Origin of the sequence: Maribacter corallii, from assembly GCF_047345415.1 — a bacterium.
In the GTDB taxonomy this organism is placed as follows: domain Bacteria; phylum Bacteroidota; class Bacteroidia; order Flavobacteriales; family Flavobacteriaceae; genus Maribacter_C.
Genome location: NZ_JBLFEP010000005.1, coordinates 296,976 through 309,200 on the forward strand (window position 1 = coordinate 296,976; position 12,225 = coordinate 309,200).

11 protein-coding genes are annotated in these 12,225 nt (G+C 41.4%); 3 read left to right on the forward strand and 8 right to left on the reverse strand.

The window, feature by feature from the left end:
• The first annotated feature begins 54 nt into the window (after positions 1-54).
• Positions 55-4,140: an ATP-binding protein gene (locus ACKWCA_RS18840; protein WP_413979783.1), complete on the forward strand. Its 4,086-nt coding sequence runs from the start codon at positions 55-57 to the stop codon at positions 4,138-4,140.
• A 26-nt stretch (positions 4,141-4,166) separates the two neighbouring features.
• Here ACKWCA_RS18840 and ACKWCA_RS18845 read toward each other — a convergent pair whose 3' ends face one another.
• From ACKWCA_RS18845 to msrB, 6 genes are all read right to left on the reverse strand, one after another.
• Positions 4,167-4,919, reverse strand: coding sequence for a DUF2268 domain-containing putative Zn-dependent protease (locus tag ACKWCA_RS18845; RefSeq protein ID WP_413979784.1), 753 nt, complete (start codon positions 4,917-4,919; stop codon positions 4,167-4,169).
• 280 nt (positions 4,920-5,199) lie between these two features.
• Positions 5,200-5,766: a hypothetical protein gene (locus tag ACKWCA_RS18850; RefSeq protein WP_413979785.1), complete on the reverse strand. Its 567-nt coding sequence runs from the start codon at positions 5,764-5,766 to the stop codon at positions 5,200-5,202.
• 221 nt (positions 5,767-5,987) lie between these two features.
• Complete coding sequence (msrA, locus tag ACKWCA_RS18855; protein ID WP_413979786.1) at positions 5,988-6,479, reverse strand: peptide-methionine (S)-S-oxide reductase MsrA; 492 nt, start codon at positions 6,477-6,479, stop codon at positions 5,988-5,990.
• Between the two features lie 10 nt (positions 6,480-6,489).
• Positions 6,490-6,744, reverse strand: a complete 255-nt coding sequence (locus ACKWCA_RS18860; protein ID WP_413979787.1) for a peptide methionine sulfoxide reductase — start codon at positions 6,742-6,744, stop codon at positions 6,490-6,492.
• 39 nt (positions 6,745-6,783) lie between these two features.
• On the reverse strand, positions 6,784-8,349 hold the full coding sequence (locus ACKWCA_RS18865; RefSeq protein ID WP_413979788.1) for a protein adenylyltransferase SelO: 1,566 nt from the start codon (positions 8,347-8,349) through the stop codon (positions 6,784-6,786).
• 3 nt (positions 8,350-8,352) lie between these two features.
• Positions 8,353-8,817, reverse strand: a complete 465-nt coding sequence (msrB, locus tag ACKWCA_RS18870; protein WP_413979789.1) for a peptide-methionine (R)-S-oxide reductase MsrB — start codon at positions 8,815-8,817, stop codon at positions 8,353-8,355.
• 226 nt (positions 8,818-9,043) lie between these two features.
• Here msrB and ACKWCA_RS18875 point away from each other — a divergent pair, with 226 nt between their 5' ends.
• Entirely contained in the window at positions 9,044-10,312 is a 1,269-nt protein-coding gene (locus tag ACKWCA_RS18875; protein WP_413979790.1) for an acetyl-CoA hydrolase/transferase family protein, read from the forward strand.
• Positions 10,313-10,387: 75 nt separating this feature from the next.
• A complete protein-coding gene (locus ACKWCA_RS18880; RefSeq protein WP_413979791.1) occupies positions 10,388-11,287 on the forward strand; it encodes an aminotransferase class IV in 900 nt (299 codons plus the stop codon).
• Here the strand turns inward: ACKWCA_RS18880 and ACKWCA_RS18885 are convergent.
• Entirely contained in the window at positions 11,251-11,607 is a 357-nt protein-coding gene (locus ACKWCA_RS18885) for a pyruvate kinase (protein ID WP_413979792.1), read from the reverse strand. The two genes, ACKWCA_RS18880 and ACKWCA_RS18885, sit on opposite strands and share 37 nt — an antisense overlap.
• A gap of 105 nt (positions 11,608-11,712) precedes the next feature.
• Positions 11,713-12,174, reverse strand: a complete 462-nt coding sequence (locus ACKWCA_RS18890; RefSeq protein WP_413979793.1) for a COG2426 family protein — start codon at positions 12,172-12,174, stop codon at positions 11,713-11,715.
• Between the last annotated feature and the right edge of the window lie 51 nt (positions 12,175-12,225).

The window sequence follows — 12,225 nt, forward strand, 5'->3', positions numbered from 1 at the left end:
CAACTAATATAAGTTTTATATCAAAAAGGAGTCCTTCTCGTGTTGTATCGTACTATGAATAAATTGTTTATCTATTCAGTGCTTTTTTGTGTCGTTTGTATTTCCCACGCCCAAAAAAAACCGCGCTTTATCCATTTAGAGTATCGAATAAGTGACCACACCTATCAATCCGTATCCATGGCCCAAGATACATTGGGATATATGTGGATTTCACATATTAAGGGGATCAGTAAATACAATGGATACGGCTTTGAATTCATACACTATAAAGAGATCTTTCACAAAGAAAGACAATCAGATAAGTTAGACCGTATTATTTGTGATTCCCAGGGTACCATTTGGATGGTATCTCAAAATGGGGAAATATCAAAAACGAATAAGAAAGGAGGATTTTCATCCTTATCGCAAGAAGGTGGAATGTTTCAGTCTCATAAGGTAAGTCAATTTCTAGCGACTGAAAACCAAAACTGGATTGCCACCAAGTCAGGAAAGATCTTGTCTTATGATCTTAAAGAGGAGACACTTGTAGAGCTAACAACGTTGCCGGTAAACCTTCAGCCCATTATAAGTCGTGGTACTATGGTGCTATCATCCCATGAATTATACCTCATCTCAACTAGAGGAGAACTATTCGTATATGATATGACCACCGATCGCTTAGAGGAAATAGATCTAGATACCAAAGGCGAGGTCATCTTCAATACCGGAATGATTTTGGACGGAAACCAACGATTGTGGATAGCGACAAATTCGCCCAATCTAGGACCAATGATATATGACATACAAAGCAAGGAGTTTGTTCAGAATGACGTTTTAAAAGTAGAAACGTTGGAAAAAATGAAAGAGAATTTTTCTTCGATCTTTATGGATTCAAAAGGAACGATATGGGCAGGTACCGATGGCAACGGTCTCTATAAAATCAATCCCGAGACAGGAGAACTTTCTATTTTCAATTATGATATTTTCGATAGTGCCTCCATAAGTAGCAATACGGTAATCGATATTTTTGAAGACCACTTACAAAACCTTTGGATAGCCAATAATTATGGGGAAATCAACGTCTTATCAAATAAAGAGAATGACTTGATCCACTATCACTCAGGTGCCATAAAAAATAGTCCTTCAGTGGTTATGGCTTCCTACAAGGAAAAAGATGGTACCCTATGGTTCGGTACTGATGGTAAGGGCATGGTTCGGGTCTCACCGGATGGTAGTGAGAAGCAGTATTTGGTAAATGAAGATTTCAGTAACGGTTTTTACATTGAGAATATTACAGCAGACGATATCGGTAATCTATGGGTTTCAAGTCAGGTCAATGGTGTTTGGATTTTTGACAAAAAGAGTGGGACTGCGGAAAAATTGATTCTAGTCGACAATCAGGGTGTCAAGGCCTCTATCTGTCTTGAGATTTTTAAAGATTCAAAAAAACGTATGTGGATCAGAACGGGTCAAGGTGTATTTGTCTATGATGCGCAACGTCGATTCTTGGCTAATTTCAAGGCAGAATCTGCCGGGTCATTGTCCGAAAATTTATGCGGTAGCATTGCAGAAGATGAACAGGGGTATATTTGGCTGGGGTTTCCACTTGGACTTTATCAATTTAATGAAGATCTACAAGACTTCTCGAATTCAACACTTAAACGTGCTACCTACCCCAATGAAACCGTAGCACGAAAAGGTTCGGTATTGTTAAGGGATATCGTTTCAGTAGAAAATAAATTATGGATGTTAGATTTAAATGGAGACTTATTGACCTACTCGAAAAATACCAAGGAATTTTTCTTCTACAAAGACGACCCAAGATTCACAGACGTTGATTTCAAGTCGATCGAAGTACAGAATTCCAACAACCTATGGATTGGTTCGAATAAAGGACTTTGGCATTTGGACCTCGTAAAAGACCAGCATACGACCTATTTCAAATCAGATGGGTTCTTAGACGATGCATTCCTTAAAAGTTCATATAAGGATAGCGATGGCAACTTGTACTTCGGTTCCCGTATTGGTATCAACTATTTCTCCCCTAAAGAACTCACAAAAAAAAGACCATCCGCTAAATTGTTCATTGAAGGTATCGAGATTCTGAATAAGCCCGCAGTGTCAATTATCCCGGATCAAATACATACCACTGTCCAGAATATAGGGCACATTGACCTAGATCATGACCAGGCTTCTTTTTCTTTTAACTATGTTGCCCTAGACAATGTGCTCAGTCCGAGCTTCCACTACGCTCATCGTTTAGTGGGCTATGATGACAATTGGACGAATTCCGACACACCTTCTAAAGCTTCGTATACGAACATCCTTCCGGGAGATTATGAGTTTCACGTAAGAGCAGGTACCAATAGGGGTAATTGGGACTTGGGTCAAAAAACGATCAGGGTACATGTTGCCGCCCCTTTCTATAAACAGAATTGGGCTATCGTACTATACATTTTGATTGCCTTAACCCTTATTTATGCACTATACAGATGGGTCTCTTTAAAGAATAGATTGATTACCGAAGAATTGAATCACCAGGCAGATAAGACCCGATATGATTTAAAGATGAACTTTTTTGCCAAAATATCGCACGAGATTCAGACTCCTCTGACCCTTATTTTGATTCCTATCGAAAATATGATGGAAAATGCGGCGAAAAGTGGCAATGAACTATTACAGAAGCGTTTGAAGATGATATCCAATAATGCCAGACGATTGTCTCGCATCGTTTTTGAATTGACCACCGTACGTAATAAAGAATTGAAGCAATTGAAATTAAATGTTGCTGAATACAATATCGTAAAAGAGGTAAAGGAAATCGCATCCTCATTTAAGGAACAAGCAGAACTAAAGAAAATCGACTTCCAGACCACCTACCCAAAAAAGAATTTCAACATCTGGTATGATAAAGATAAAATAGAGCACGTTCTATATAACCTTTTTTCAAATGCATTCAAGTTTACACCTGAAGGGGGTAGCGTGAAACTCAGCATATGGGAAAACCTTGAAGAAGAGAAGGTCATGTTAAGTATCAAGGACACCGGGCCGGGTATCCCCAAAGAATCTTTGAAACATATATTTGAACTGTTCTATCAGGTAGAAACAGGAAAAAAATATTTGGGTATGGGTATCGGCCTAGCATTGGTCAAAGAGCTCATCGACTTACATCATGGTTCGATCGAGGTAACTTCAAATAGTGAAAAAGGAACCTGTTTCACCATTGGCCTATTAATGAAAGAAAGTACGTTTTCAGCACACGAAAAGCTGAATACCGGTTCTTCAATTGAAGTCGCAAACACGATCAACCATAGATACGAACATGTTGAAGTAGATCATATCTCAGATGACTTTACCAAGACCATTCTTATCGTAGAAGACAATTTTGAACTTCAAGATTATTTAAAGAAAATTTTTGGGGAGTACTTTAACGTACTAACCGCCAATAACGGCATGAAAGGCTTTGAATTAGCCAAAAAACAACTTCCGAATCTTATTCTCAGTGACATTATGATGCCCGAATTAGACGGTATCGAGATGACCAAAATGCTTCGAAAAAATCTGGTTACCGCCCATATTCCGGTTATTCTATTGACTGCGGAAAAAACACAGGTCAATAAGATCATGGCTTTACAAGTGGGCGCCATTGAATACTTGAACAAACCATTCAATGTAAATGAACTCATCTTAAAAACGAACAACATTATTACACGGGGTGATCGGTTGAAATCAAAGTTCAAATCTGATCTGTTAGGTACCCCAAAGCAACATGAAGTAAAATCCAAAGATGAAACCTTTCTTGAAAACTTAGTTGAATTGATTGAAAAGCATATGGCGAATCCCGATTTCAAAGTCGAAGAACTTTCAAAAGACCTACATATCAGCTATTCCGTCATCTATAAGAAATTTCAAAGGTTGACCGGTAAGACCATTGTTGATTTTGTACGTTCGATGCGCTTAAGAAAAGCGGCCATGTATTTGACCGAGAGTAATTTTTCGGTAGCTGAATCAGCGTTTTCCGTCGGTTTTAACGATCCTAAGTACTTCTCTAAATGCTTTAAGAACGAGTTTGGCGTGTCGCCTTTCGCATACAAAAAACGTTACCTTGAAAATCAAAATTTACAAAATAGTCCAATTATTACCCCTGAAGATATGGTATAGCGAGAAGCAACTCTCATTTCAGATTGTTAAAACTCAAAAGACGAAGCCGGTTCGTCATGGAGGTCCGCTGGTTTCCTATTCGGATTCTGGTGCAAGTAGGTATTGACCATATCATACCCCACTGCATAGGCCGTCCATGATGGGATGGAATCGCCAATACCAAAAAACCAGGCGTCATGGTCGTATGAAGTCTCGTGCCAAACCATGCGTGCTATCCCTTTCCAATCTTCCAATTCCTGGCCGGTCAAGACTACGGACCAGGGCGGTGGTTCGATTCCGGCGACCTGCATTGAAAAATGATCGGCGAGACCTTCTGATACCATAGCCTCAAATAAGGTAGTACCATAGCCAACAGAAAGCCTTCGTTTGGCGTGGTGGGCTTCATGGGCTATCATTGGAAACAGATATCCCTCCAAAGAACGTTCCAAATCCGTAAAAGAAGTATCGATTACAATAAGGATTTCCGTTTCGCTAGGGTTGTATCCCCCAATACCTAAACCCGGAATCACAAGCCTTGGATCATCAATAATGCGTATCAAGAGATTGTCTACCGGCATTATCCGGTTCACGGCTAGCATAGCTTGGGCCACCTTATCTTGAATACTGACTTGCTGGGTATCCGAAAGTCCTTTGTGTTCAAAAGAAAGGCAACTGTTCGTTCCGGAGATGGACATCGAACCCGCGCCACACATTTGTTCTCCATCAGAACTGGAGCATTGAGAAAGAAATGTCAATACGCTGATTACGAACAAAATCGATATGGTATTGTAAGTCCTCATTGATCTTTAATTATGCAAAAACATCTTCTAACTCACTTTTCCCATTTTTAAGAGCAACCCTTTGTTGGTTTTTGACTCTTTAAAGTACTCCCCGTATACATGAACATTTTTGAAATAGAAAGAATCAGATGAATTCATTAAGCTACTTTATTGCGCTTACGGCCCTTATTATTTCATCCAATGTAATCCTCTATATTGTGCTGGGGTTACTAAAAAATAGAATTGACCAGAACTGATCATCAATGGTGCTCTGGCAATGAATTAACGGAGTCCCCTGCCCTTACTGCATACTATCCGGTGGGTCAGCGCTTTTCCATTTCTTCCAATTCGGAGACTCCTCACGCCATAGAGGCCGGGCTTCAATAGCCAAGTGATGTGATGGATACATGACATACCAAGTTGTCGATGAATATCGATCTACACCTCCTCCCACCAGGGTGTCTTTAAAATAATCGGTCATCATTCCCGTAGAATATCCGTTAGTACCCGCAATTTTCGTCCAATGATTTTGAGTTCGAAATCGTATTTTAAGGGTATCTCCTTCTGCGGTAGGTGCTTGGCCGATAATGGTCTCGATTTGGGCAAATACTTCTTCTCCTTCGAAAATGGTCAAAAAGTCGGCCTCGGCCACATGTTCTACGCTAGTGCTTCCCCAACCGATTCTAATCGGATATCCTAAGCGTACGGCATCCATTAATTCCGATTTATCCCCGAAAAGGGCCTTTCCCTCAGCATCGTTCTGAAAGACTTTCCGCCAGCCAGCTTGGTCTTCCTTTTGTAGCTGACAAGAAAATAGTAGCATTAGGGTTAATCCCAAAAGAATTTTTTTTGTGTGGTCATTTTTCATAATTCCTTTGTTTTTTTTGGACACCGGTTAGTAGCTGTAATGGCTACCTGAAGATACAAAAATCCCATTTGATGTCTCACACCATAGAAATTACCAAAGTACACAATATCAAAAGGTCCGACATAAAATGCATGTTGAAACCTTGTGATGCCCTAATCTTAATTCTGTAGTGAAAACAACTTCAAGAAGAACAATATACGGTCTTTAAGGAAATCTATTTGTTAAATAAAAGGTTCCTTAAACCGTTCAAAATGACATGTATACCCATTGGGAATACGTTGTAGGTAATCTTGATGTTCGGGTTCAGCGGGCCAGAAAGTCGTATAGGGTTCTAGCGTCGTGACAACCTTTCCTTCCCACTTATTCGAATCTTCTACTACTCTTATGACTTCTTTCGAAATCATTCGCTCTTCATCATCCTGAAAAAAGATAGCAGAACGATAGCTTGAGCCCATGTCATTACCCTGCTGATCTACTGTAGTCGGATTGTGGATACGAAAAAAATAATCCAGAATTTCCTTGAAGGACGTTTTTTCGGCATCGTAGGTCAACTCGAGTCCCTCGGCATGACCCGGGTGATTTCGGTAGGTCGGATGGTCGTTCGCCCCTCCAATATATCCCACTTCGGTATCGAGAATTCCGGGGCGTACCCGAAATAGTTCTTCCATACCCCAAAAACAACCTCCTGCTATATATGCTTTTTTCGTGCTCATTTCTTCTAATTTATTCAAGTTCAAGATGATTCAAAAAATCGATTACTTTTTCTTCAGGCATCTCGCATGGTTTCAAGACTCCCGCTGAAGATGTGCAATAGTAATTCAGGCTCACAAAATCGTTTCCGCCCAGCGCCTTGGCATAGATCTTATATGATCTATTGTCATTGAAGCTCTTTTTGATCACACCATACTTTTGATTCTTATACTTTCCTTCGGAGTAGCCCTCTGGAATTTTTTGTATCGTATTCAATATCTTTTCCACCTTGCAATAGTCAACTTTTTGATCCAGTACTTACACTGGTTACGAGCTACAGGACAACATTGAACACCCCACTTTATGACGTGCCCATTCAGGACGTTTAGCAAACCACTTTTCATGGGCGGGCTGCTCTCCGTAAGGTTCTTTTAGCAGTGTGAATAGTTCATCCAAAATGGCATAGTCTCCTTCTTCGGCAGCGTCAATGGCCAGTTGGGCCATGTAATTTCGTAGAACATACTTCGGATTGACCGTATTCATCCGTTGTTTCCGTTCATCGTCGGTTTTGGTTTCTTTTTGAAGACGTTTTCCATACTTCTCGAACCAATCCGTCCATTTGGCAGCTATGTTAGCCGTAATCTCTTCAGGTTTATAAAAAGAATCCTTGATCAATTCCAATCCAGAAGAGAACCCGTCCCTTTTTAATTGGGCCAAAAGTCGAAAGAAAATAGTCATGTCCGTTTCGGCAAGCTGTAAAACAGACTCCAGTTCCGATATCAACTTGAGATCTTCCGACTCATTTTCAATCAATCCAAGTTTCGAACGCATCATATCATGATAGGCGACTTCTACTTCTTCTTGATATTCCTTCAGAATTTCCTGTAAAAGCGCAGCTTCTTCAATCAGTGGAAATAAAGCATTGGCCAGTTGTAACAAATTCCATAGAACGATCTGTGGCTGTGTGCCATAGCGATAGCGCTTGTTCGCGCGATCTGTGGTATTTGGTGTCCATCCCAAATCATAATCCTCTAACCAGCCATAAGGGCCATAATCTATGGTCAATCCCAAAATGGACATATTATCCGTATTCATCACCCCATGCACAAAACCGACTCGCTGCCAATCGATTACCATCTTCATGCTTCGTACCGCTACTTCCTTAAAGAATTTCAAATAGGTACCCTTAGAGGGGTCTCCCAGATGCGCATAGTGATGCTTGATGATATGGTCGACCAGTACTTTGAGCGTCTTCTTGTCTTCCTGGGCCGCTAAAATTTCAAAGCTTCCGAAACGAACAAAGGAGGGTGCTACACGACAAACGATAGCTCCCTTCTCATAAGCGGGGTTTCCATCATACATGATATCGCGTAATACTTGATCTCCGCTCAAGGCTAGGGACAATGCCCTTGTCGTTGGTATGCCTAAATGAAACATGGCCTCACTACAGAGGTACTCGCGTATGGAAGATCGCAAAACGGCCAGGCCATCAGCACTTCTTGAATAGGGGGTTTCTCCTGCCCCTTTTAATTGCAGGGCCCAATTTTTACCCTCATGTTCCACTTCCGCCAAATTGATAGCGCGTCCATCACCTAACTGTCCGGCCCAATGGCCGAATTGGTGACCTCCATAACACATCGCATACGGATGTGAATCGGCCAATACCGAATTTCCGGTGACCACATCCAAAAATTCCTTTGAGTTCGGGGATTCTTTCAATCCTATGGTCTTGATCATTTCTTCCGAGAAATGGACCAATTCCGGTTTCGAAGGCTTTTTTGGGGTCACATAAGAAAAACAGGCATTCCGAACTTGTCGCCTTGTATTGGTCAGGAGCGGATCCGCCGGTAGTTCCTTATTAAACTTATCCTTGATGTTCAATTGAAGTGCCAAATCCTACTCTTGCTGTTCTTGCTCGGCTTTCTCAAGCTGCATGGATTCTGAATTGATACAATACCGTAATCCGCTCGGTTCGGGACCGTCAGGAAAAACATGCCCTAAATGGGCGTCACAAGTATTGCACATCACCTCTACCCGAATCATTCCAAAGGAAGAGTCCTTTTCATATTTGATCGCATTTTCTTTGATCGGTTGCGTAAAACTGGGCCAACCCGTACCCGACTCAAACTTGATGGTCGAATCAAATAAGGGTGTAGCACAGCAGATGCAACTATATTTGCCGGCCGCATGAATACCACATAGCGCTCCAGAATGCGCCGCTTCAGTTCCTTTTTTCCGGGTTATACGGTACTGTTCAGCAGTTAATTGTTCGCGCCATTCCCCTTCCGTCTTTTCAATTCTTCTATCCGGTTTAAGATTGCCATTCACGCTGAAACTAATAATATCTTTCCAAGTCAACATCGTTTTCTTTTTCTTAACTATCTTCTTTTACAAATTTACCTCTTTTACAACAAAAAATGCGATGTGATTGCAGATGGCTTTGGGGCAATCAACACATAATTTCGTGAAGTGCAGGGGCTATTGCATCTTTATCATGGTATTTATCGACCCCCTAAGAAAAACCATGAATATTATCATGTTTTCAGAAGGTACGGAAGTTGAAATTTGTACTCTTTAAATAACATAGATGAAAATAGTATCCCTTTCAGAAGCAGTTTCAATAGTACAATCGGAAAACCGTGTGTTCATACAAGGTGCCGCCATGACACCCAACAAGCTAATCGATAGTTTATGCGAGCGATATACAACGCTCAGAGATATTGAGATTATATCCATTCACACCGAGGGAGAAGCTCCCTATACCCTACCTCCTTACAGCAATACCTTTCGCCTTAATTCATGTTTTGTGGGCGGCAACGTGCGTAACTATGTCAACACCCTAGGTGGCAACTACATTCCGATCTTCCTTAGTGAAATACACTTGTTGTTTTCAAGGAATATCTTGCCGATCGATGTCGCTTTTGTTCAGGTGTCCCCTCCGGATAAACACGGCTATTGCTCCTTAGGAGTATCCGTGGATGTAACACTACCCGCGGTGCGCCATGCAAAAAAAATAGTCGCTCAAATCAATCCCACCGTTCCAAGAACGCACGGTACCGGAATCGTACATATCGATGACATCGAATATGCCGTAGAAGTCGATGTGCCAATTCATGAACACCATCCCGCAATCATTTCACCGGTCGAATACCGAATCGGGGAACAAGTAGCTGCTCTGGTCGAAAACGGCGCAACACTTCAGATGGGAATCGGAAGTATACCCGATGCCGTTCTATCAAAATTAACCGGGCACAAAAAACTGGGAATTCATACCGAGATGTTCTCCGACGGCGTACTGCCTTTGATAGAACAGGGTATCATTACCGGAGAGGAAAAGATTGTCAAACGAGGAAAAATAGTGAGTTGTTTTGCGGTGGGTTCACGAGCGCTGTACGACTTTATCGATGACAATCCGATTTGCGATTTTAGGGATGCCGCCTATACCAATGATACGGCCCGAATACGGAGAAACCCAAAGGTCACGGCAATAAATAGCGCCATTGAAATCGATATCACCGGCCAAGTGTGTGCGGACACTATCGGGAGTTTGCAATACTCTGGTGTCGGCGGGCAAATGGATTTCATACGGGGTGCGGCCTTATCACAAGGAGGCAAACCCATTTTCGCCATGTCTTCCGTAACGTCAAAAGGCGTTTCGAAAATCACACCCTATTTAAAGCAAGGCGCCGGAGTGACCACCACCCGGGCTCATGTGCATTTCGTAGCAACAGAATATGGTGCGGTAGACCTCTTTGGAAAGAACCTAAAGGAACGTTCAGAAGCCTTGATTTCGATAGCACACCCTGACCATCAAGAACAATTGGAAAGAGAGGCTTTCAAAAGACTGAAAAAATAGTTTAGGTCGGGTCTGCGACCCATTCACAACGTATTCAAATAATGGGTAAATTGCATTCATCATATTGCATGGACTATGGCAAGTTATCCTGAAAAAGTTTTTTTGAATGGTGAAATAATAGCGAGCTCCGAGGCTAAAATTTCGGTTTTTGATCGGGGGTTTTTATTCGGTGATGGCATCTACGAGGTCATGATACAATTCAATGGTCATTTTTTCTTCGGTGATGCCCATCTGAAACGACTTGCAGGTTGTCTAAAAAAAGTAAATATCACTTTTGATACAACTCTTCTTAATGGGTTCATTGACCACTTATTAAGGGCTACTGATCTGCAATCGGATAATTGTTTGCTATATATTCAGGTGACTAGGGGTGTAGCACCTAGAAAACATTCATTCCCTGAAAATACCGATTCCACACTGATGATGTATGCGGTACCCTATGAACTGCCAGAAGTTAATACACAGTTGGTTTCTGTGGTAACGCAACCTGATTTTAGATGGCATCGCTGCGATATTAAAATGACTTCTTTGTTGGGCAACGTGATGGCGAATGATTTTGCGATTAAAAATGGACATTATGAGGCAGTCTTCCATCGTGAGGGCAAAATGACCGAGGGTTCTCACTCCAATCTTTTTTTCGTAAAAGATGGTATGGTATACACGCACCCCTCCGATAGTTATATTTTAAATGGGATTACCCGTGAAATCGTCTTGAAGATTTGTCGTGATGCAGATATCCCTTATCGCGAAGAGGCCATAACCTTTGAAGCTATACCTATGATGGATGAAGCATTTCTAACAGGAACATCCACCCAGATTGCAGGCATCAAACAACTGGATACGCATGTATTTCAAGAGGGAACTAGCCCCGGCGCCATGACCGAAAAATTGCAGGAACTCTTTCTCAAACTGAAGAACAACTACCATCCGGAAATGAACTACGAAAAATCTTCTAATCTACTGAATGCCTTATAAATACGTTGCTTTTCTTGCAGTGTGAACTCTTTAGTTTCAAACCAATCATGTGCGGCTATCTTTTCATTCTCAATTTGGGCATTGCGAATGGCTTGGAGGGAAACCAAGTGCCAATGCACCCCTTTTTTTCTAGAGACACAGTAGCCGACCTCCTCAATAAGATAAGAGGGTCTGGGCTGATTGTAGAGACGGACCCCATTTTTTAAAATGGCCAAGGTCTTGGTTAACTTTATGACCTCCGAAAATGAATATCGCGCAAAGTCACCAAAGCCATTTTGCTTTACGTTGTATACTTTATCCCCTACTTCGAGCTGTCTCATATAGTTCAAAAGGACGCAAAAATAATCGCCCTCATCGGTCTGTACAAGTATATCATTTGAAGAATTATGAACAATCTGACCAGCAATGTTCGTTGGCCCTAAATGTTAATAGGCTATCCCTTTCATTGTCAACAAGGTAGTACTCCAAACAATAAGGGAAGAGAAAAAAATACCAATGGCGTTCGCAGCAAAAGCTTTCCTCGATTCTATTTTGAAGATATAGCTCGCAATGCTACCGGCATATACCCCGGTACCGGGAATAGGAAGCATCACAAAGAAAACCAGACCAAAAAAACCATACTTTTTAATGTTGTCACCTGAACCCACTTTTGCTTTCCTAGCCACGTATACCGCCGATTTTTTATAAAAATTCCATCTAAGTAAATACGTATTGATATGTTTCAGGAAGAACTGCATCAAAGGAAACACCAAAATATTGGCACAAAGGCAAACGATAAATACAAGGTAGATGTTCACACCGTTTAGCATACCATATGGAATACCCACTTTGGCCTCGCCAAAAGGCGAAATACTCCATAAAAAAGCAATAAGAACATCTTGAATCACAGAAGATTTTTTAGAAGTTACAAAGCTAACGTTCGATCCGGAACTCTTATG